Below are 22,267 nucleotides of genomic sequence, written 5' to 3'. Positions count from 1 at the left end.
CTGATATGGATGCATAAATCACCTTAGGAGGTTTTACAATGGCTCTTCTTATCGAAGACAAAAAACAGATCGTCGCAGAAGTCAACGAAGTTGCTTCTAAAGCGTTCTCTGCTGTTGTTGCTGATTATCAAGGTTTAACGGTCGAAAAACTTACTCAACTTCGTGTTGAAGCGCGTAAGTTAGGTGTTACTACACGTATCGTGCGTAATACTTTGGCTAAACGTTCATTTGAAGGTACTCAGTTTGATATCTTAAATGACAACCTTGTAGGCCCAACAATTCTTGGTTTTTCAACTTCTGAAGACGACATGGGTGCAGCTGCACGCTTGTTTGAAGAATTTGCAAAAACGAACAAAGCATTTGAATTAAAAGCTGCTGCATTTGACGGCAAAGTTTATCAAGGCGCTGATGTTAGCGTTATTGCAAACCTTCCGAACCAAGAAAAAGCACTTACGATGCTTGCCTCTGTTCTTCAAGCTCCTGTTTCGAAATTGGGTCGCCTACTTACAGCACTCAAAGAGAAAAACGAGTCAGAAGCAGCTTAATCACATTTTTCCACCATTCAATATCCATTTGGAGTTATTCTCATGGCTTTAACTAACGAAGAAATCCTAAACGCAGTTGCTGAAAAAACTGTTCTTGAACTTGTTGAATTAATCTCTGCTTTCGAAGAGAAATTCAATGTATCTGCTGCTGCTGTAGCTGTTGCTGCTGCTCCAGGCGCTGGCGCTGCTGCTGCTGAAGAACAAACTGAATTCAACGTAGAGTTGACTTCTTTCGGCGCGAACAAAGTTGCTGTTATTAAAGCAGTTCGTGAAGCAACTGGTCTTGGTCTTAAAGAAGCAAAAGATCTTGTTGAAGGTGCTCCACAAGTTCTTAAAGAAGGCGTTTCTAAAGAAGAAGGCGAAGAACTTAAGAAGAAACTTGAAGAAGCTGGTGCTTCAGTTACACTTAAGTAATGCGTTAGGGAGTCGGTTTTTTGATAATCGGCTCCATAAAATGGCTGATGGCTCTTGGGTCATCAGCCTTTTTGCGTTACAATAATCGGCTCGATTTTTGTTTGTTCGATATAAAAATGTGTGATTTAAAGAACAAATGAATGAAATTCAAACGCTTACCAATATTTTTCTGGTTTAAAAATATTGTTAAGCGTTTTAATACCACTTAAAAATTGCAGCATTTGTAAAAGTGGTGGCCATATCGGCCTGCGTCATTCCATCCAAGCTCGTTCTGCAGGCGAGCCTGGTTTACTTTCCGAGGACTCCAGATGGCATACTCATATACCGAAAAGAAACGGATCCGTAAGAATTTTGGTAAATTGCCTAGCGTCATGGACGCTCCGTACTTGCTTTCGATTCAAGTTGACTCGTACAGAACGTTTTTACAAGATGGCAAATCACCGAAAAACCGCGAAGATATCGGTCTCCAAGCCGCATTTCGTTCAGTTTTTCCTATAGAAAGTTATTCTGGCAATGCTGCTTTAGAATTTGTTGAGTATAGTCTTGGTAAACCAGAGTTTGATGTACGCGAATGTATTCTTCGCGGCTCAACTTATGCGGCACCAATGCGCGTAAAAATTCGTTTGATCATTAAAGATCGTGAAACGAAATCAATTAAAGACGTGCGTGAACAAGAAGTGTACATGGGTGAAATGCCACTCATGACTGAGAACGGTACCTTTGTCATTAATGGTACAGAGCGTGTTATCGTGTCTCAGTTACATCGTTCACCGGGCGTATTCTTTGACCACGATAAAGGTAAAACCCATTCAAGCGGTAAAGTGTTGTATTCAGCACGGATTATTCCTTACCGTGGTTCATGGTTAGACTTCGAATTTGATGCGAAAGATTTAGTCTATGTGCGTATTGACCGTCGTCGTAAGTTATTAGCAACTGTTATTCTGCGTGCATTAGGGTATAGCAATGAACAAATTCTGGATTTGTTCTATGAAAAAGTACCTGTGTATCTGGATATGGGTAGCTATCAGATTGACCTTGTTCCAGAACGCCTACGTGGTGAAATGGCGCAATTCGACATTACCGATACTGACGGTAAGGTGATTGTAGAACAGGGTAAACGTATTAATGCTCGTCATGTTCGTCAAATGGAAGCGTCTGGCTTAACCAAGCTGTCTGTGCCTGATGAATACTTGTATGAGCGTATTACTGCTGAAGATATCACTTTAAAAGATGGTGATGTGATTGCTGCCAATACCTTGCTGAGTCATGAAGTCATGGTGAAGCTTGCCGAAGGCGGTGTGAAGCAATTCAATATTTTATATACCAATGATATTGATCATGGTCCATTCGTGGCAGACAGCTTACGCGCTGATTTGACTCGTGACCGCGAAGAAGCACTGGTTGAAATTTACAAAGTGATGCGTCCGGGTGAGCCACCAACCAAAGAAGCGGCTGAGAATTTGTTTAATAACTTATTCTTCTCTTCTGAGCGTTATGACTTGTCTCCTGTAGGTCGTATGAAGTTCAACCGTCGTTTGGGTCGTCCATACGAAGTCGGAACAGATCAAAAGTCACGTGAAGTTGAAGGTATTCTCTCGAATGAGGATATCATTGATGTATTACGTACATTGGTTGAGATTCGTAACGGTAAGGGTGAAGTTGACGATATCGATCACTTGGGTAACCGTCGTGTTCGTTCAGTCGGTGAAATGACTGAGAACCAATTCCGTGTTGGTTTGGTTCGTGTTGAACGTGCAGTAAAAGAGCGTTTAAGCCAAGCTGAAACCGATAACTTGTCTCCTCAAGACTTGATCAATGCCAAACCTGTCGCTGCGGCAATCAAAGAATTCTTTGGTTCAAGCCAATTGTCTCAGTTTATGGATCAAAACAACCCATTGTCTGAAATTACACACAAACGTCGTGTATCAGCACTTGGGCCAGGTGGTTTGACACGTGAACGTGCAGGCTTTGAAGTCCGTGACGTACATCAAACGCATTATGGTCGTGTATGTCCAATTGAAACGCCTGAAGGTCCAAACATTGGTTTGATCAACTCGCTGTCTGTTTATGCTAAAGCCAACGATTTCGGTTTCCTTGAAACACCTTATCGTAAAGTGGTAGATGGTCGTGTAACAGACGATGTTGAGTATTTGTCTGCGATTGAGGAAGTGGGTACTGTCATTGCACAGGCCGACTCTGGTGTTGATGCAAATGGTAACCTGATCGAAGAGATGGTTTCTGTTCGTCATCAAGGTGAATTTGTTCGTATGCCACCAGAAAAAGTGACGCATATGGATGTATCTGCACAACAGGTTGTCTCTGTTGCAGCATCACTGATTCCATTCCTTGAACACGATGATGCGAACCGTGCCTTAATGGGTTCAAACATGCAACGTCAGGCTGTTCCAACCTTACTTGCGGATAAACCGCTTGTGGGTACAGGTATGGAAGCGACAGTTGCGCGTGATTCAGGCGTATGTGTCATTGCGAAACGTGGTGGTGTGATTGAGTTTGTTGATGCATCACGTGTTGTCATTCGTGTTCATGAAAACGAAATGATTGCGGGTGAAGCAGGCGTCGATATTTATAACCTGATCAAATATACCCGTTCTAACCAAAACACGTGTATTAACCAGAAAGTTCTTGTGAATCTGGGTGATAAAGTGGGTCGTGGCGATGTCTTGGCTGATGGTCCTTCTACCGATGGCGGTGAGTTGGCATTGGGTCAAAACATGCGCGTTGCTTTCATGACATGGAATGGTTACAACTACGAAGACTCGATCTTGTTGTCTGAGCGTGTGCTTCAAGAAGACCGTTTAACGTCGATTCATATTCAGGAATTATCATGTGTCGCGCGTGATACCAAGTTAGGTGCAGAAGAAATTACTGCCGATATTCCGAACGTGGGTGAAGCTGCACTGTCTAAACTGGATGAGTCTGGTATTGTATATATCGGTGCTGAAGTCACTGCGGGTGATATTCTGGTGGGTAAAGTCACCCCTAAAGGTGAAACTCAATTAACACCTGAAGAAAAATTGCTTCGCGCGATCTTTGGTGAAAAAGCGGCTGACGTGAAAGATTCATCTTTACGTGTTCCGTCTGGCACCAAAGGTACAGTGATTGACGTACAAGTGTTTACCCGTGATGGTCTTGAAAAAGACGATCGTGCTCTTGCGATTGAAAAAGCGCAATTGGATTCATACCGTAAAGACTTGAAAGAAGAATACAAAATCTTTGAAGAAGCCGCACGTGAACGTATTGTGCGCTTACTCAAAGGTCAGGATTCTAACGGCGGTGGTACCACTAAACGTGGTGATAAACTGTCTGAAAATGTGCTATCAGGCCTAGAGTTAGTTGATTTACTTGAGATCCAGCCAAGTGATGAAGGCATTGCTGAACGTTTAAGTCAAATTCAAGTGTTCTTGAAAGAAAAGAGCGCTGAAATTGATGAAAAATTTGCAGAGAAAAAACGCAAATTAGCGACAGGTGATGAGCTGACCACAGGTGTATTGAAGGTTGTTAAGGTTTATCTTGCCGTTAAACGTCGTATTCAACCAGGCGATAAAATGGCGGGTCGTCACGGGAACAAAGGTGTTGTCTCTAACATCTTACCTGTAGAAGATATGCCGCATGATGCCAATGGTGTACCTGTTGATATCGTCTTGAACCCGCTAGGTGTACCATCGCGTATGAACGTGGGTCAGATTCTGGAAACACATTTGGGTCTGGCAGCCAAAGGTTTAGGTGAGCAAATCGACAAAATGTTGCAACAGCAACGTACGATTGCTGAGCTACGTACCTTCCTTGACAAAATCTACAACAAAGTGGGTGGCGAGCAGGAAGACTTAGATAGCTTGACAGATGATGAAGTACTAATCTTGGCAGGTAACTTGCGTAAGGGTGTACCTTTAGCAACGCCAGTATTTGATGGTGCTGAAGAAAATCAGATCAAAGAATTGCTTGAACTTGCTGAATTGCCACGTACCGGTCAACAGATCTTGTTTGATGGACGTACAGGTGAACAATTCGACCGTCCAGTGACAGTCGGTTATATGTACATGCTGAAACTGAACCATTTGGTTGATGACAAGATGCATGCGCGTTCAACAGGTTCTTACTCGCTCGTGACACAACAACCATTGGGTGGTAAAGCTCAATTCGGTGGTCAGCGTTTCGGTGAGATGGAAGTCTGGGCACTTGAGGCATATGGTGCGGCGTACACGCTTCAGGAAATGCTAACTGTGAAATCGGATGACGTAGAAGGTCGTACACGCATTTATAAGAACATTGTAGATGGTAACCACTACATGGATCCGGGTATGCCTGAATCGTTCAACGTATTGACCAAAGAGATCCGTTCTTTAGGTATCAACATTGAACTGAAAAATGGTGACTAAATAACCATACACCTCCTCAGTCTCCTTGAGTTAAAGGAGAGCTGAGGAGGGAATTTTCAGTTAAGAAACAATATTTGTGACCCAGTTGGATGAGCCTAGCTCTCCGACACACGGAGAAATAAATTGAAAGACTTGCTCGATATCATGCGTAAGAAAACGGATTCTGACGGTCATGCACCCGTTGAATTCGACCGTATCCGTATTGGTCTTGCGTCGCCAGAAATGATTAAGTCATGGTCTCATGGTGAAGTAAAAAAACCAGAGACAATTAACTACCGTACCTTTAAACCGGAACGTGATGGTTTGTTCTGTGCCAAAATTTTTGGTCCAGTCAAAGATTACGAATGCTTGTGTGGTAAATACAAGCGTATGAAATACAAAGGCGTCATTTGTGAAAAATGTGGCGTTGAAGTTACGACTGCCAAAGTTCGTCGTGAACGTATGGGTCACATTGAACTTGCGTCTCCAGTTGCACACATCTGGTTCTTGAAGTCATTACCAAGCCGTATTGGTTTATTGCTTGATATGACTTTGCGTGATATCGAACGCGTATTGTATTTCGAATCTTATGTCGTGACTGATCCTGGTATGACACCATTTGAGAAATACCAGTTACTCAGCGATGAAGAGTACTACAACGCCCTTGAAGAACACGGTGATGAATTTACCGCGAAGATGGGTGCGGAAGCGGTTCAGGACTTGTTGAAAGACATCGATCTTGAAGCAGAAATTGCGCGTTTACGTGAAGAAATTCCACAAACAACCTCTGAGACGAAACTGAAAAAAGCGTCTAAGCGTTTGAAATTGATGGAAGCCTTCAAAGAGTCAAACAACAAGCCAGAATGGATGGTGATGAATGTACTTCCTGTACTTCCACCAGACTTACGTCCGCTTGTACCGCTGGAAGGTGGTCGTTTTGCAACATCTGATTTGAACGATCTTTATCGTCGTGTGATCAACCGTAACAATCGTTTGAAGCGTCTTCTTGACCTTGCTGCACCAGATATTATTGTACGTAACGAAAAACGTATGTTGCAGGAATCTGTTGATGCATTGCTAGATAACGGTCGTCGTGGTCGTGCCATTACAGGTTCAAACAAACGTCCATTGAAATCTTTGGCAGATATGATCAAAGGTAAACAAGGTCGTTTCCGTCAGAACTTGCTCGGTAAACGTGTTGACTATTCTGGTCGTTCGGTGATTACCGTAGGTCCTACTTTACGTTTGCACCAATGTGGTCTTCCGAAGAAAATGGCACTTGAACTGTTCAAGCCATTTATTTTCGCGAAATTACAAGCTTCAGGTCAGGCAACCACCATTAAAGCAGCCAAGAAAATGGTTGAACGTGAAACACCTGAGGTGTGGGACGTTCTGGCTTCTGTGATTCGTCAACATCCAGTCATGTTGAACCGTGCGCCAACTCTTCACCGTTTGGGTTTGCAAGCGTTTGAGCCGATCTTGATTGAAGGTAAAGCGATTCGTTTACATCCGTTGGTGTGTGCGGCATTTAACGCCGACTTCGACGGTGACCAAATGGCGGTACACGTGCCATTGACACTTGAAGCACAGCTTGAAGCACGTGCCTTGATGATGTCAACCAACAACATCTTGTCACCAGCCAATGGTGAGCCGATTATCGTTCCTTCTCAGGACGTGGTCTTGGGTCTTTACTACATCACCCGTGATGCAGTGAATGCCAAAGGTGAAGGCATGACCTTTGCGGATACGCATGAAGTCAACCGTGCACTTGCAACTGGTCAAGTGGCGATTCATGCTCGCGTAAAAGTACGTGTACACCAGACAGTGATCAATGAAGATGGTCAGCGTGAAAAGCAAACCATTATTGTAGATACTACACCGGGTCGCTGCTTACTTTGGGAAATCGTACCTGAAGGTTTAAGCTTTGAAATGATTAACCTTGAGATGACCAAGAAAAACATCTCGAAGCTGATCAACTCTTGCTACCGTAAATTAGGTCTAAAAGATACAGTCATCTTTGCAGATCAGTTAATGTATCTTGGTTTCCGTCAAGCAACACGTTCAGGCGTGTCTGTGGGTATGGAAGACATGGTCATTCCACCGCAAAAGCACACCATTATTGACAAAGCGGAAACAGAAGTTCGTGAAATCGAGCAACAGTTCGAACAAGGCTTCGTGACTGCGGGTGAACGTTATAACAAAGTGGTCGATATTTGGGCACGTACCAACGACCAAGTTGCCAAAGCGATGATGGATAACTTGTCTTTCACTAATGTGAAAAATAAGCAGGGTGAAGACGAGAAGCAAAAATCGTTTAACAGCATCTATATGATGTCTGACTCTGGTGCGCGTGGTAGTGCTGCACAGATTCGTCAGTTGGCGGGTATGCGTGGTTTGATGGCAAAACCAGATGGTTCGATCATTGAAACCCCAATTAAAGCTAACTTCCGTGAAGGCTTGACGGTACTACAGTACTTTATTTCAACGCATGGTGCGCGTAAAGGTTTGGCCGATACTGCATTAAAAACTGCGAACTCAGGTTACTTGACTCGTCGTTTGGTTGATGTTGCACAAGATTTGGTCATCACTGAACCAGATTGTGGTACCAATGGCGGTCTGGTCATGACTCCGTTCATTCAGGGTGGTGATGTCATCGAGCCATTACGTGATCGCGTATTGGGTCGTGTAACCGCTGAAGATGTACGTCGTGCATCAGACAATGAAGTGGTATTGCCACGTGGTACGTTGATTGACGAAAAAATCGCAGCGCAGCTTGAAGAAGCGGGTGTCGATGAAGTGAAAGTGCGTTCAGTCATTGCATGTGAATCATCATTTGGTGTGTGTGCAAAATGTTATGGACGTGACTTGGCACGTGGTCATCAGGTTAATCCGGGTGAATCTGTGGGTGTTATGGCTGCACAATCGATTGGTGAGCCAGGTACACAGTTAACCATGCGTACCTTCCACGTGGGTGGTGCGGCAAGCCGAACCTCTGCTGCGAACAGTGTCCAAGTGCGTAACAAAGGTAACGTACGTTTCCACAATGTGAAAACTGTACAACACGCCAAAGGTCACTTGGTATCTGTCTCCCGTTCAGGTGAAATCGGTATTGCTGATGAGCTAGGTCGTGAGCGTGAGCGCTATAAACTACCTTATGGTGCAAGCATTCTGCTTAAAGATGGTGAGTCTGTTGAAGCTGGTGGTATTGTTGCCACTTGGGATCCGCATACCCATCCATTGGTGACCGAAGTTGCAGGTAAAGCACGTTTCAGCCAAATTGCTGATGGTGTGACTGCAACCTCGAAAACTGATGATGCAACCGGTATGACCACTGTTGAAATCTTACCTGTTACTGCACGTCCTGCGTCTGGTAAAGATTTACGTCCTGCGATTGTGTTGGATACAACAGATGGTGGCGAACAGTTCTACTTCTTGCCACAAAACACGATCGTCACTGTTCGTGATGGTGAAACCATTGGTGTGGGTGACGTTATTGGTCGTGTTCCACAAGAGACTTCACGTACGCGTGATATTACCGGTGGTCTACCGCGTGTTGCTGACTTGTTCGAAGCACGTAAACCGAAAGAGCATGCGATTTTGGCAGAAGTGTCAGGTATTGTTAGCTTCGGTAAAGAGACCAAAGGTAAAAACCGTTTGGTGATCACACCTGATGATGGTTCTGAGATCTACGAAGAATTGATTCCAAAATGGCGTCAAATCAACGTGTTCGAAGGCGAGCATGTCAACCGTGGTGAAACCATTTCTGATGGTCCACAAAATCCACATGACATCTTGCGTTTGAAAGGTGAAGTGGCATTGACCAACTACATCGTCAACGAAGTTCAGGACGTTTATCGTCTACAAGGTGTAAAAATCAACGATAAGCACATTGAAGTCATCGTACGTCAAATGTTGCGTAAAGTTGATATCGTGGACGGTGGTGATACCAGCTTCATCAAGGGTGAGCAAGTGGATTACATCCGTGTGGTTCAAGAGAACCAAGCGGTCTTGGCACAGAACAAGTTCCCTGCGAAGTTTGAACGTCAGTTGATGGGTATTACCAAAGCATCACTTTCTACGGACTCGTTCATCTCTGCTGCATCGTTCCAAGAAACCACGCGTGTGTTAACTGAAGCGGCTGTAACGGGTAAAGAAGATGATTTACGTGGCTTGAAAGAGAACGTGGTTGTGGGTCGTTTGATTCCAGCGGGTACAGGTCTGGCGTATCATCTTGAGCGTCGTCGTCAGGAAGCTGAAGCGGCTGAGTATGAGTTGCACAATGACTTCAGCGATGTTGATCAAGCATTTAGTCAGGCTTTGAACTCAGATCAGTTCTAAGTTTAGATGATTGAAAAAGACACCTTCGGGTGTCTTTTTTTATGGGCATGATATTGTTGAGAATCAAGCCACTGTAGTTACAAAATCACTGCAAGTCGGTAGCGCATTGTTACATGAACTTATCAAAAAATACCTGAAATATGCTTATGCTATTAAGGATTAAATGAGGAGATGATGATGAAAAAAACAATGAGTTTGATGGCTGTAGCCGCTATGTCAACAGCATTGCTTGCGGGTTGCCAAGATATGAGTCCATCTAACCAGCGTATTGGTGCTGCTGCTCTCGGTGGTGCTGTCGGTGGTGGTGTGGGTAATCATGTCGGTGGTGGCGTCGGTGCTGCTGCTGGTGGGGCTTTAGGTGGTGGTGTGGGTGCCAATGCCAAAGGTGGAAATAGTAACTCAACTACGAGCAGTGCGGTTGGTGCTGGTATTGGTTCGGTGGTTGGTAAGGCAATCTTTGGTGGTGATGGCGGTGCTGCGGTCGGTGGTGCCATTGGCGGTGGTGCTGGTGCAGCCATTCAGGAAAGAAAATAATCTTTTCTATCGTTTAAATGCAAAAAAGACGACTCGCTGTCGTCTTTTTTATGGCATTAACATTTAGTTAATCGATGATTTTGGTTTTTTACGACGGATATATAGTGTCTTTTGTACTTCGGCAATACGTAAACCAGATTCATCAAAAATGTTTACCGTATAGTTTCTTAACACAGGTGCATAATTTTCTGCTAGCTCCCGGACATGTGAAACTTCCATGGCATCAAGACGAATATCTGCGTAGACCGTCCCACGACCCGGTGCTAAAAAGTTAATGGTTGCAGATTTGTCCCAGACAATATATTTAGAACCGAGATGATGCATCAGGATTAGCATGTAAAATGGATCCACCATCGAATAAAGACTACCACCAAAATGGGTGCCTACAATATTCTGGTTTTTTCGAGTCAGTGGCATTTTGACCCGAATGTAATAATTCGCGAGGTCGATTTTATCAATACTGATGCCCGCACCACGATAAGGCGAATATCGGTTAATGATAAATTTAGAGACCGCTGGTATGGTCTGGAGTTGCTTTAAAATATTCATAAGGGTCAATTGTTTTTCTAAACGCTTTATTCATACTAAATAACTATCATCATTCTGGCATTGATGGCAATGCCCAATCCGACTAAAGAAATGGTCAATCACAATAAAAAGGAACTGCCCATGCGCCCTCAGCTACATACAGTCCAAACTTCAGATCAATACATGCTCTGTGCCAAGACATGGGGAAATGAGAAAAATCCAGCCTTGGTTCTGGTGCATGGTTATCCCGATAATCAAGAGGTATGGGAGCCTGTGATTCATGAACTCCTGCATCATTTTTATATCGTGACCTATGATGTACGTGGTGCTGGTCAATCCAGTGTGCCCAAACATATTCATGATTATCGATTGGAACAATTGTCTTTGGATCTGGAGGCGGTGACGCAACAAATTCTTGGGAATCGGTCTTTTCATCTTGCTGCGCATGATTGGGGTTCAATTCAAAGCTGGGAATCAGTGACTGAGCCTAAGTTTAAAGGCCGTATTTTGTCGTATACCACCATTTCAGGTCCATGTCTGGATCATGCAGCACTTTTACTGCGCGAAGAAATGAAGCATCATCCTGTTGGCTTTTTGAAGAAGCTGTCTAAATCATGGTATATCGGTGCCTTTCATTTACCACTAATTGCGCCAACAATCTGGAAGTTTTTTAATCCTGAAAAATGGGGGAAAGTGTTAAATGGACTGGAACGTAAAAATAATTTGCCTTTAAATCCGAATATTACAAACGATGGTCGCCACGGAATTGCATTGTATCGTGCCAATTTTGTTCCAAGACTGACGCATCCGCGTCAACGCTTTGCACAATGCCCTGTACAGGCGGTTGTGTTGAAATATGATGCTTTTGTGAGTACAGATTATATTTTACAAGAAATGCCAAAATGGGTTGAGCACTTTGAGCATGTCGAATTAAATGCTAATCATTGGGCAATTTTAAGCCAGCCGCAAAAAGTGGCGGAATATATTTCAACATTTGCCAGTAAATACCAAGCACATTGAGATGACTTAGAAATATAAATTTTAAGTATATCGTTGATGGTAGCGGCAGCTGGTTTTTAAAATCTCAAACATGCAATTGGCGAGTTTTACAGAATCATCTGAATGAATCTGTTAAAATATCGCCTTTTATTTTTCCTGATATTAATTCATGAATGCTGTTGTTATTGCAATTGCCGTGATGTTTATTCTATCACTGGCACGCGTGTCTGTTGTATTGACCTTAGTGGTTTCTGCAATTGTTGGTGGACTGGTCGCAGGGTTAAGCTTGTCTGAAACAGTTCAAGCCTTTAATGCAGGACTCGGAGATGGTGCAGAAGTTGCACTGGCTTATGCGGTATTGGGTGCATTTGCATTGGCATTATCCAAATCAGGTCTGCCTGATTTATTGGCGCATAAACTGATTGGTTTATTGGGCATGGAAGCTGGAAAGAGCCGAGAGCGAAAAGTAAAGTATTTGTTGCTGACGATTTTATTAGTCGCCGCTATTTTTTCTCAAAACCTGATTCCGGTGCATATTGCTTTTATTCCTGTGTTGGTTCCGCCTTTATTGAAAGTGATGAATCATTTGAAGTTGGACCGTCGTGCAGCAGCCTGCGTACTGACACTGGGTTTGGTCGGTACCTATATCTTTTTACCTGTGGGTTTCGGTGCGATCTTTCTGGAACAAATTTTAATGGGCAATATCAATAAGATTGGTGCTCAATATGGTTTGCATGTAGATCGCTGGATGATGCCTATGGGCATGGCGATTCCTGTATTGGGAATGGTGATCGGAACATTGGTTGCGGTATTTATTAGCTATCGTAAACCACGCTTGTATGTCGATCGTGCAGTGGCACGTGTGACTACCATTGACCTAGACAAGCCGCTCCGCTCAGATCAACATGTCACGCATAATTTGCGTGAAGATGCAGTTGAATTACAACAAGAAGCTGAACAAGTACCTTATATTTCCAAAAAAACCATCTTTATGGCGGTATTGGCGATCGCATTGACGCTTGCCGCTCAACTCTATTCGGGTTCCATGATTTTAGGTGGTCTAGTTGGTTTTGCGGTACTTTCAACGGCTGGCATTTTTAAATGGCAAGATGCTGATGACGTCTTTGTGCAAGGCATGCGCATGATGGCATTGGTTGGGTTTATCATGATTTCTGCCGCTGGTTTTGCTTCTGTCATGACACATACGGGCGATATTAACCAACTGGTCAATGGTGTTGTACATGTGATTGGCGATAATCATGCACTTGCTGCTTTTCTCATGCTGTTTATTGGATTGTTTGTCACAATCGGGATTGGTTCATCATTTTCCAGTGTGCCTGTTCTCGCGGTCATTTATGTGCCTTTGTGTGTACAGTTTGGCTTCTCTCCTTTGGCAACAATTGCGCTCATCGGAACTGCCGCAGCGCTCGGAGATGCAGGTTCACCTGCTTCAGATTCGACCTTAGGGCCTACAGCGGGTTTAGGTGTTGATGGTCAGCATGATCATATTTGGGATACCGTTGTTCCTACATTTATACATTTTAATATTCCATTATTAATCTTTGGTTGGATTGCTGCAATGGTGCTTTAAAAGCACCATTTTTATTATATTAATCTGACGGTTTTTGTCGGATTAATATAATAAAACCGATTAAAATAGTGGGAATAAATATTGAATAATAAATGCATAATTTATATCAATTAAACTTGATAAATTTACTCAGATTTAAAATAAATAAACATAAATATCATTGGTTTATAAATAATGTTTAAAGGCTGTATATAATATGTATTGCGTTTGATATTAATAAAATATTATGATGATTATAAGATTTTAAGAGGTAGTGGAAAATGTTGAAACAAGCCATAGTTATCGCATTATTAGGATTGTCTTCTTCTGTTTTTGCAGGGGATTGGCAAGTTAAAGTCGGTGCGAGTTATATTGCACCAACCAGTGATACACAAACAGCTTTAGGTAAAGTTGAAGCAGATAATGAATTTGCCTTTACTCCGTCTGTTGAGTATTTCTTTGGGAACTCTCCTTTTTCTGCTGAATTACTTCTTGCTACACCAGTTAACCATGATGTGTTACTGGATGGCGATAAAGTGGCAAAAGTAAAGCATTTACCACCAACGATTACCGCGAAATATAACTTTAAAAATGCAACACGCTTCACGCCTTATATTGGTGTGGGTGCTACTGCATTTATTCCTTGGGATGAATCTGGCGTAGCAGATAAAGTTAAAAATGACTATGGTTTCGCAGGTCAGATTGGATTTAATTTCCAGCCAGCGGATGCGAAAAACTGGGGTGTTTATTTCGACGTCCGTTATGCTGATTTAAGCCCAGAAGTACGTTTGGTAAATAATTTGGGTACTTTTGATTTAGATATCGACCCTGTTATTTATACATTAGGTTATAGCTATAAATTCTAAGCAAAACTTTGCTCAGTAGAAACTTATTGATGTAGATTGAGTTTCTGGATTTATAGCCTCTTAAATAATAATTATATTCGATAATAATAACAATATGATCATCGGCATAATAAGCCTGATAGGAAACTATTGGGCTTTTTTTTATATCCATTATATCCCTTACAGTCTTTTACATAAGTGTATGAAAGTTTACCTTTACCTGAATCAAATTATTTTAAGCTAGACATTAAACGCGACTTACTACGAGAATTAAGCATGCACCTCATCAATACGAAATTTGGAAAAAAATTATTAATTTTGACCTTGAGCCTAAGTGCCGGAATAACGGTAACTCATGCAGCCAGTTTTTCTTGTGATAAAGCAAAAACGGCAACCGAGAAAACTATCTGTCAAACTCGATCTTTAAATGATGCCGATGTAAAACTGGTCACAACCTATAATATTGTGATTCATGCTGTACCTATGGGAGGACGCGATGCTGAAAAGGCTGCTCAATACCAGTGGTTAAAACAGCGCGATAGCTGCCGTGCCAATGTGTGCTGTATCGGTCAGCGATATCATGAACGTCAAAAGCACTTGGATGACATTGTGCAAAATCGTATTTTAACTCAAGGCCCTTTTTAAACCAGATAAAAATCTTAGCTTTTGCTATTGAAAAAACGAGGACTCACTCCAATACATACAGCATCAAAGAATACGCTACGATGAATTGTATTTGAGGAGTGAGTCATGAGCGAACAAAAAACGTCACAAAATTATAGCTTTCAGGCAGAGGTTGCCCAACTTTTACATTTAGTCACCCATTCACTGTATTCAAATCCAGAAATTTTTCTGCGTGAACTCATTTCAAATGCTTCTGATGCTTGCGATAAATTGCGTTTTGAAGGCATTAATCATCCAGAATATTATGAAAATGACCCCGACCTGCATGTTCGGGTGAGTCTGGATCAAGATCTTAAAACCATTACCATTTCAGACAATGGGATTGGTTTAAATCAGCAGGAAGCCATTGATAATCTGGGAACCATTGCCAAATCTGGTACTAAAGATTTCATGTCAAAATTAACCGGTGATCAAAAGTCAGATGCACAATTAATTGGTCAATTTGGTGTCGGCTTCTATTCTGGATTTATTGTTGCGGATAAAATCACGGTTGAATCGCGTCGTGCAGGTTTGTCTGCGGATGAAGGTGTGCGTTGGATCAGTGGCGGTACAGGTGAGTTTGAAGTTGAACAGATTAACAAAGCGACCCGTGGTACAGACATTATTTTACATTTACGCGACGATGCGCTGGATTATTTAGAAAACTATAAAGTTAAACAAATTATCAATAAATATTCAGACCACATCAGCTTACCGATCCAGATGCAAAAAGAAGTCTGGCAAGAGGATGAAGTTGCTGAAGGTGAAGAACCAGCAGCCAATGGCAAAATGGTCAAAACTGAAGAATGGGACACCATTAACTCAGCCAGCGCACTTTGGACACGTAACAAAAATGAAATTTCAGAAGAACAATACATTGAGTTCTATAAAAATCTGAGCCATGATTTTGATGCGCCGCTGGCATGGGCACACAATCGTGTTGAAGGAAGCACTGAATATACCCAGCTTCTCTACATTCCATCCAAAGCACCGCATGATATTTTTACTCGTGAAGCCAAAGCGGGCATCAAGCTGTATGTCAAACGCGTTTTTATTATGGATGATGCGGATAACTTGATTCCAAACTATTTACGCTTTGTACAAGGGGTGGTGGACAGTGCAGATTTACCGTTAAATGTCAGCCGTGAGCTGTTACAGGAAAGCCGCGATGTCAAAACCATTCGTGAAGGTAATGCACGTCGTGTATTAACGTTGCTGGATGGTCTGGCAAAATCAGAAGATGAAAAAGATCAGGAAAAGTTCAAAATTTTCTACACTGAATTTGGTGCGGTACTTAAAGAAGGTTTAGGCGAAGATGTAGGTAATCGCGAACGTATTTTAAAACTGCTACGTTATGCAACTTCAAATCATGATGAGGTCAGTACATCATTGGCAGACTATAAAGCGCGCATGAAAGAAGGGCAAAAAGCCATTTACTATGTGACCGCAGATAGTCTGAATGCTGCGAAAAACTCGCCACAACTAGAGTTGTTCAAGAAAAAAGGCATCGAAGTTCTGCTGATGTCTGAACGTGTTGATGAATGGGCAATGAATTTTGTGCATGAATTTGACGGTACACCTTTGCAAAATGTCTCTAAAGGTGCTGTTGATTTAGGCGACTTGCAAGATGCTGAAGAGAAAAAAGCACTTGAGCAAGCAGCGGAACAGTTTAAACCTGTGGTTGAAAAACTAGGCGAATCTCTTAAGGATAAAACCAAAGAAGTTCGTGTGACCACGCGTCTGGTCGATTCTCCAGCATGTTTGGTAAGCTCAGAAGGGGAATTATCACCGCAACTGATTCGTATGCTGAAACAGGCAGGTCAGGAAGTGCCTGAAATGAAACCAATTCTTGAGATTAATCCTGAGCATCCTTTGGTGAAAAAACTAGAAGATTCGGCGCAGTTTGATGATCTAGCCAATGTAATTTTTGATCAGGCTATGATTGCTGAGGGTGGCCTGCCCGAAGATCCTGCGGCTTATGTAAAACGCATCAATAATTTATTGTTGAAATAAAAGATAAATTTAACCCTGACTTCGGTCAGGGTTTTTTATGCCTTTATGGTCATTGTGGGTAAAGTTAGATTTATCCACAGTACTGCTTATGCTCTAGTCATATACATTGTTAAAAAATAGCTTCGAGCTGTAATGTGGTACTAAACACATGTTGAAGTTCCTTGTCTGTCGTGGTCAGGTCATGATAATAAGAAATCTGGTTATCAATAAAAATCCAGTCACGCCACAAAGGTCGTCGCCATGACAGATAGGGACCCCACAGCTGTAATTCCCAATCCTTTTTTTCCTGATCATAGACACCGCTGCTATAAACACCATAAATAAGTCGCTGATTTTTCAAAAATTGGTACTGTTGAAAGGTACGATTTGCCCAATAATATTCTTCATCCTGACTCTTATTCAGGCTAAATTGATTAGAAAAAAGAGTATTGTCCTGTAGTTTCTGGTTTAAATTGAGCGTGGTTTCAGAATAATTTTTACTGATTGAACCATAGCGAAACAGCTGTTGCGTATCGATACTCATATCATGCCGTAGCACCCATTTCTTTTTGGCCAGAAATTGTACATACACATCGCTATCTGAATTTGAACCCAAATGAATATCATTGGGAAAGGGCAGCAGACTGGTGAGCGTACTTATGCTAGCGCTAATAGGATCAGGGTTGCTCACTTTATTTTTCTTCATTTTAGCCGTATGACTTTTTCCAAATTTTTTTGTGCTTTTGGGTTGTTGTTGTAATGTTCTTACCCATAAGGAATGATTGCCAAACACATCAAGTAGTTCCTGACTCAATTGTTGATTGGATAGTATCTGTTGATTTGAGAGTATCGACTCCTGATCTGAAGGTTCTTGGGTTTCGGCACATGTATGTTTGGCTAAGTTTTTTTGAAAGGAATCAATGCTTTTAGGCTGTAAAGAAGGCTGGAACTTAGCCAGAATAAATACTGATCCCGTATAAACACTACATACGGCTAAAATGATTGCAAGCTGAAAATGAACGATATTCCATCGCTTCATGGGAGAAATAATAATAGAAATAATGAATCTGGAGAGGATATAAAACCAAGCTTAATTTTTATTTAAGTCAGGCTGTACTTGATTGGCTACTTGTCATGACTGAACATGACAAGTGCTGAAAAGTATTTATCAATCTTTAGAATAAAGCTTCTAGGCGTACAAAAGTACTGACATAGTGATTATGATCTTCACGATGATCATTAAAATAATTCAGATCACCCTGTACATAAAACCATTCACGCCAAAGCTGTTGTCGCCATGACATAAACGGTCCCCAACTATTTAAACGTAAGTCACTATTATTGTAGTAGCCGCCGGTGTACAAGCCATAGTTAAAACGATTATTTGCGAAGAATTGATGTTGTCTAAACAGACGGTTTTCCCAAACTAAATCATCGTCCTGATCATCTGCATAGGTGAGGCTAAATTGATTTGACAGAAATGCTTCGTTTGGACGTGCATGGGTCAATTCAAGGTTAGTTCTGAGATAGTTTTCACTATCAATGCCATAACGATAAATTTGTTCTGCATAAAATGAAAAGTCATTACGAAGCGGCCATGCCCGTTTGGCTTTTAAACGGACATAGATGTCATCCCCAGAACGTATCCCCAGATCTGCATCGGTTTCAAAGGGTAAGCGTTTAGAAAAATCAGACCAGCGCAAGGCAATCGAGCCATTATTATCCCGGGTTTGACGTGAATCCAGTCGCTTGTTTTCAGAGTTGGGGTCGACATTGGTATTGGCCACATTATTGTCAAACTCGTCATCTAGGGAATCATCACCAAATACCACGCTAAAGCGTCTTTCCAGTGTCGGTAGTTTAATTTTTCCTCGAATACGTGGCTTAATTTCATAACCATTGTATTTGTCCCAATAATTATCCAGCATGATCCTTAATGTGGCATCAGCTGGTTTTTGAGGATCAACCTCACCAAACCAATTATCCATTCTGTCGGAAGTCCGGTCTGCCCATTTTTGAATCTGATGTTGCTTACGATCAATCCATGTTTTGTCTCTGGTTTCTTCTACCGGCGGGACAATCGCTTGATTGGATTCTGGCGGTAAAAAAGTCGGCGTTGAGTCTATCCATTCTGGAATCAAATCCAGCAGGTTTTTATCTTCAGGTTGATTTAATTGATGTAGTTTCACCGCATAAGCCACCGAGGTACGCGGAATACGAGGATCATTTGGGAGAATCAATGTTTCTGAGCTATGCGCAGAATCCTCATTGCTGGATTCTTGAGTATTGCTATTGGCTGAAAGCGAATTTATTCCCCCCATACACAATAAAACATATAAAACACCAGAACCTAAGTTTAAATTATTCACTTTCATCATCTTGAGCTAACAATCATTATTATTTCGTTTGTGAGACAACTGTTGTTGATTTACACAATAAAATCAAGCGATCGCAACAAAATAAAGTAATTTTCACTCAAGTTCGCAGAATGTTAGAAAAATGATGCTGTGATGATGAGCAACATCTTAATTTTATGTTTTAAGTTGAAAAACAAGACCTGTGCTAGTTTTGGGGTAATGCAGGCAAATCTGGGGAAAACAATAAAAAAACTCCCCTTAAAAAAGGAGAGTTCCCGTTGAGCCAGCGACTCAACGACTTGATTAAAGTCATTCAACTGATCAAATTAGACAGAAGCAGCTGCTTGTTGATGACGTCGTGAATACAATTTTCCAGCGATACCGCCAATGAGTGCACCACTAAATGTGCCGAAAACAGGTAATACACTACCCGCAACTGCACCAATCATGACACCCTTTACCGTTGGAGAAAAACGAGATTTCTTAACCGATTCGGGCTGGTACTTTGCTGCTGGAGTATTTGCTGTATCAGCAGTTTTTGATACTGGATTTGCTTGTACGGGTTGATTTTGATCTGTTGCCATTTTCATTACCTCTTTCTCTTGTTTCAGTGAATATCCATGACCTGAATTGAGTCGAACGAGTCATTAAAATTATCTAAACACAGTTTTGGCGGCAGTTTGTGCAATCGCTGTTAATAAGACATTAAGTTTGGTAACAACTATGACGCTTAGGTTTCAACACGCTATAGTTCAGTGAAAGCGCATATTAAAAGCATTTTAAAATCGTATTTTTATGGATATTTGTGTGAAGATTGAAATTATAGAGACAGTTAAAATATTAAAAAATCACGGAGAGAAGAGCGTGAAAAAATTTAAGGCTTTATCAATCGTAGCTCCTGCTTGTGATCATATCCTGAATGGCAAAAAAACATTGGAAATTCGTTCATGGCGTCCAGAGCAGTTGCCTTTAAAAGACTTAATAATTGTCCAAAATACACGCTATTTGCTTGAGGAGGGCGATGAGCAACAAGGTGAGGCAGTTGCGATAGTTAACATTGAGGCAATCCATGCATGGAAACCTGAAGAGGTTGAATTAGCTTGTGCAAATGCTTGGGAAGCAGGCTACTGGGCATGGGAAATTAGCCAAGTACGTCCTATTTTGCCTCGTCAAGTCGTCGTTGCAAAGCGAAAAATCTATGATATCAGTATTGCGTTAGACGAATAAAAAAGTCCTCCTTAGAGGGGCCAAGGAGGACTAAACAGCAGCGGGTTGATCACAACCTCACCATGGATTCACATGATTTCAAACAATCAATATATGAAATAAAAAATACAGCGCTTATTACATGCCTTGTATTTTAAAATTTCTAAGACCGAGCAAAAAGTCGATTTATGCAACGCTGCATTGCACAAATCATGTTGGCTATCTATCACTTATTATTTATCAGGCAATTCACAATGATCATCCTGACAGGTTGCGGCAGCTTCCGATTCAATTGGGTGTTGTGTAGCGGCTTGTTGTAATGCCTGCAAAAAAACCTCACGAGGTTGTGCACCTGAAAGAGCTAATTTTTGATCGAAGATGAAAAAAGGAACGCCACTAATATTGAGTTGCTCATGTGCAATTTTTTCATCATGGCGTACAAAATCTGCCAGTTCATCACTATTGAGTACAAATTCCACTTCAGCATGATCTAGCCCAATTCTGGAAGCAATTTCCTCAACCACTTCTCGCTCACCAATCGCCAAGCCTTCGGTCATGTAAGCCTGAAAAAATGCCTCCTCAGCTTCATTACCTAAACCTTTGCTTTGTGCCAGATGGATGATCCGGTGTGCATTAAAGCTATTGCCCGAATTGGCTTTTTGCCACTGAAAGTCAATGCCTTCTTCGGCTGCCATGCTGGCAATATTGCGCTGCATTTCCTCCGTTTGTTCAACGCTGCGCGCATACTTTTTTGCTAAACGCTCAGTATTGGAGGTGGGATGACGTGCAGGCGCTTGTGGATCGAGTTCAAAACTATGCCAATGAATATCCAAATCAATACCCGCTGCCTGTGCAACATGTTCCAGTCGTTTTTTCCCAATATAACAAAATGGACAGACCACATCTGACCAGATATCTACACGCATGCTATTTTTCTCAATTAAACCATCATCAGTTTATAATAGGGTTGCCTAGTCGGTGTTTAAAGGCTAAAAAATGAAATACAGCATTACAAATTTTGCATTTATCAACACAGAACAATGGAAATGACAGCGACAACACACTGAGTCAAGTGATAAAACAGAACAATAGGAATGTCAGGAGGTGAATATGCCGCGTCGTGTAGTGATCGGGATCATTGTGATTATCCTATTGGTTGCGGGCTCTGTATTTTGGTTTTATCAAAATGCCCAACGCCAACAAGATGATGCCTATAACCGTCAGATGTTTGATGTGGTCATGGCTGAAAAAATGCAGCAACTCTATGAGCAGGCTCAAAATTGGGAAATACCGATTCAACTGGATGTACATGACCAGCGCCTGTATGGCGATTATAAAATTATGTCTGAGTTTATGTTGAATTACTGGATGGAAAATGCTGAAGCCAGAAATTTATATTTACGTGAACTTAAAACTGCACAATGGGATAAATTTTTAGATGTCGATCGACTTGATCATGATCGTCAGCAAAATTATAAAGAAACCACGCAAATGTTGGCAGAGGTCAAAGATATTGAAAATAATTACTTGCAAGATAATACTGAGTTACAACAGCACTTTCTGAATCAGGCGCGAAGTCTATCAATTCATCCTGAAATGAAAGCAGCGCTACTGCAAAAACTAAACCAGCAACAAAATAATCGTAAAGAATATGCGTTATTTCATTTGGAACAACAGATTTATAACAAAGCCGAACAGATGTTTGATTTGCTCAAAAATCATCGCTGGCAAAAACAAAATGGAAAAATTTCTTTTTATGAAACTGCACAGGTTAAACAGTTTAATCTATTGTATCAGGAGGTTTTACGCTTAAATGCCAAAATTGAAAAAATTAAAACCCAGAATGCTGAAGTGCTTGAACAAGACGTAACTGCCGCTTCCGAATAACAACAGGGTAAAT

Annotated in this window: 17 protein-coding genes; 12 read left to right on the top strand and 5 right to left on the bottom strand. The window is 41.6% G+C overall.

Annotated elements, in window-relative coordinates:
• The first annotated feature begins 38 nt into the window (after positions 1–38).
• The 5 genes from rplJ (at position 39) to E0D95_RS08795 (ending at position 10,207) form a co-directional block, all read left to right on the top strand.
• Positions 39–545 (top strand): 50S ribosomal protein L10, encoded by a 507-nt coding sequence (rplJ, locus tag E0D95_RS08815; protein WP_130803511.1) that lies wholly within the window; start codon positions 39–41, stop codon positions 543–545.
• 42 nt (positions 546–587) lie between these two features.
• Complete coding sequence (gene rplL / locus E0D95_RS08810) at positions 588–959, top strand: 50S ribosomal protein L7/L12 (RefSeq protein WP_130803510.1); 372 nt, start codon at positions 588–590, stop codon at positions 957–959.
• 308 nt (positions 960–1,267) lie between these two features.
• Entirely contained in the window at positions 1,268–5,356 is a 4,089-nt protein-coding gene (gene rpoB / locus E0D95_RS08805) for a DNA-directed RNA polymerase subunit beta (protein WP_130803509.1), read from the top strand.
• A 123-nt stretch (positions 5,357–5,479) separates the two neighbouring features.
• Positions 5,480–9,673, top strand: coding sequence for a DNA-directed RNA polymerase subunit beta' (gene rpoC / locus E0D95_RS08800; RefSeq protein ID WP_130803508.1), 4,194 nt, complete (start codon positions 5,480–5,482; stop codon positions 9,671–9,673).
• A gap of 177 nt (positions 9,674–9,850) precedes the next feature.
• Entirely contained in the window at positions 9,851–10,207 is a 357-nt protein-coding gene (locus tag E0D95_RS08795; RefSeq protein WP_130803507.1) for a DNA transfer protein p32, read from the top strand.
• Between the two features lie 63 nt (positions 10,208–10,270).
• On the opposite strand, the gene E0D95_RS08790 is transcribed toward E0D95_RS08795, so the two are convergent.
• Positions 10,271–10,756: a DUF4442 domain-containing protein gene (locus E0D95_RS08790; RefSeq protein ID WP_130803506.1), complete on the bottom strand. Its 486-nt coding sequence runs from the start codon at positions 10,754–10,756 to the stop codon at positions 10,271–10,273.
• Between the two features lie 120 nt (positions 10,757–10,876).
• Here E0D95_RS08790 and E0D95_RS08785 point away from each other — a divergent pair, with 120 nt between their 5' ends.
• From E0D95_RS08785 to htpG, 5 genes are all read left to right on the top strand, one after another.
• Positions 10,877–11,755: an alpha/beta fold hydrolase gene (locus E0D95_RS08785; RefSeq protein WP_171478538.1), complete on the top strand. Its 879-nt coding sequence runs from the start codon at positions 10,877–10,879 to the stop codon at positions 11,753–11,755.
• 148 nt (positions 11,756–11,903) lie between these two features.
• Positions 11,904–13,325: a Na+/H+ antiporter family protein gene (locus tag E0D95_RS08780; RefSeq protein WP_130803505.1), complete on the top strand. Its 1,422-nt coding sequence runs from the start codon at positions 11,904–11,906 to the stop codon at positions 13,323–13,325.
• A 260-nt stretch (positions 13,326–13,585) separates the two neighbouring features.
• A complete protein-coding gene (locus tag E0D95_RS08775) occupies positions 13,586–14,170 on the top strand; it encodes an OmpW/AlkL family protein (RefSeq protein WP_130803504.1) in 585 nt (194 codons plus the stop codon).
• Between the two features lie 255 nt (positions 14,171–14,425).
• Positions 14,426–14,794 carry a lysozyme inhibitor LprI family protein gene (locus tag E0D95_RS08770; RefSeq protein WP_130803503.1) on the top strand — a complete coding sequence of 123 codons (369 nt, stop codon included), beginning with the start codon at positions 14,426–14,428 and terminating at the stop codon, positions 14,792–14,794.
• A 105-nt stretch (positions 14,795–14,899) separates the two neighbouring features.
• A complete protein-coding gene (gene htpG / locus E0D95_RS08765) occupies positions 14,900–16,825 on the top strand; it encodes a molecular chaperone HtpG (protein WP_130803502.1) in 1,926 nt (641 codons plus the stop codon).
• A gap of 109 nt (positions 16,826–16,934) precedes the next feature.
• On the opposite strand, the gene E0D95_RS08760 is transcribed toward htpG, so the two are convergent.
• The 3 genes from E0D95_RS08760 to E0D95_RS08750 form a co-directional block, all read right to left on the bottom strand.
• Positions 16,935–17,843, bottom strand: coding sequence for a selenocysteine synthase (locus E0D95_RS08760; RefSeq protein WP_130803501.1), 909 nt, complete (start codon positions 17,841–17,843; stop codon positions 16,935–16,937).
• A gap of 136 nt (positions 17,844–17,979) precedes the next feature.
• A complete protein-coding gene (locus E0D95_RS08755) occupies positions 17,980–19,182 on the bottom strand; it encodes a hypothetical protein (RefSeq protein ID WP_130803500.1) in 1,203 nt (400 codons plus the stop codon).
• A 305-nt stretch (positions 19,183–19,487) separates the two neighbouring features.
• Entirely contained in the window at positions 19,488–19,745 is a 258-nt protein-coding gene (locus E0D95_RS08750; RefSeq protein WP_130803499.1) for a hypothetical protein, read from the bottom strand.
• A gap of 280 nt (positions 19,746–20,025) precedes the next feature.
• Here E0D95_RS08750 and E0D95_RS08745 point away from each other — a divergent pair, with 280 nt between their 5' ends.
• Positions 20,026–20,388, top strand: coding sequence for an ASCH domain-containing protein (locus E0D95_RS08745; RefSeq protein WP_228258841.1), 363 nt, complete (start codon positions 20,026–20,028; stop codon positions 20,386–20,388).
• A gap of 212 nt (positions 20,389–20,600) precedes the next feature.
• On the opposite strand, the gene E0D95_RS08740 is transcribed toward E0D95_RS08745, so the two are convergent.
• Positions 20,601–21,293 (bottom strand): DsbA family oxidoreductase, encoded by a 693-nt coding sequence (locus E0D95_RS08740; protein ID WP_130803497.1) that lies wholly within the window; start codon positions 21,291–21,293, stop codon positions 20,601–20,603.
• Between the two features lie 184 nt (positions 21,294–21,477).
• Here E0D95_RS08740 and E0D95_RS08735 point away from each other — a divergent pair, with 184 nt between their 5' ends.
• A complete protein-coding gene (locus tag E0D95_RS08735; protein ID WP_130803496.1) occupies positions 21,478–22,254 on the top strand; it encodes a hypothetical protein in 777 nt (258 codons plus the stop codon).
• Positions 22,255–22,267: the final 13 nt, after the last annotated feature.

This window comes from Acinetobacter ihumii, assembly GCF_900625095.1.
Lineage (GTDB): Bacteria > Pseudomonadota > Gammaproteobacteria > Pseudomonadales > Moraxellaceae > Acinetobacter > Acinetobacter ihumii.
This window is presented reverse-complemented; position numbering and strand designations above follow the sequence as displayed.

Coding starts and splice junctions, on each gene's coding strand:
- E0D95_RS08740 (WP_130803497.1), bottom strand. CDS start 21,293: ATGCGTGTAGATATCTGGTCAGATGTGGTCTGTCCATTTTGTTATATT.
- E0D95_RS08750 (WP_130803499.1), bottom strand. CDS start 19,745: ATGGCAACAGATCAAAATCAACCCGTACAAGCAAATCCAGTATCAAAA.
- E0D95_RS08775 (WP_130803504.1), top strand. CDS start 13,586: ATGTTGAAACAAGCCATAGTTATCGCATTATTAGGATTGTCTTCTTCT.
- E0D95_RS08790 (WP_130803506.1), bottom strand. CDS start 10,756: ATGAATATTTTAAAGCAACTCCAGACCATACCAGCGGTCTCTAAATTT.
- rpoB (WP_130803509.1), top strand. CDS start 1,268: ATGGCATACTCATATACCGAAAAGAAACGGATCCGTAAGAATTTTGGT.
- rplJ (WP_130803511.1), top strand. CDS start 39: ATGGCTCTTCTTATCGAAGACAAAAAACAGATCGTCGCAGAAGTCAAC.
- E0D95_RS08735 (WP_130803496.1), top strand. CDS start 21,478: ATGCCGCGTCGTGTAGTGATCGGGATCATTGTGATTATCCTATTGGTT.
- E0D95_RS08760 (WP_130803501.1), bottom strand. CDS start 17,843: ATGAAGCGATGGAATATCGTTCATTTTCAGCTTGCAATCATTTTAGCC.
- E0D95_RS08770 (WP_130803503.1), top strand. CDS start 14,426: ATGCACCTCATCAATACGAAATTTGGAAAAAAATTATTAATTTTGACC.
- E0D95_RS08755 (WP_130803500.1), bottom strand. CDS start 19,182: ATGATGAAAGTGAATAATTTAAACTTAGGTTCTGGTGTTTTATATGTT.
- rplL (WP_130803510.1), top strand. CDS start 588: ATGGCTTTAACTAACGAAGAAATCCTAAACGCAGTTGCTGAAAAAACT.
- htpG (WP_130803502.1), top strand. CDS start 14,900: ATGAGCGAACAAAAAACGTCACAAAATTATAGCTTTCAGGCAGAGGTT.
- E0D95_RS08785 (WP_171478538.1), top strand. CDS start 10,877: ATGCGCCCTCAGCTACATACAGTCCAAACTTCAGATCAATACATGCTC.
- E0D95_RS08795 (WP_130803507.1), top strand. CDS start 9,851: ATGAAAAAAACAATGAGTTTGATGGCTGTAGCCGCTATGTCAACAGCA.
- E0D95_RS08780 (WP_130803505.1), top strand. CDS start 11,904: ATGAATGCTGTTGTTATTGCAATTGCCGTGATGTTTATTCTATCACTG.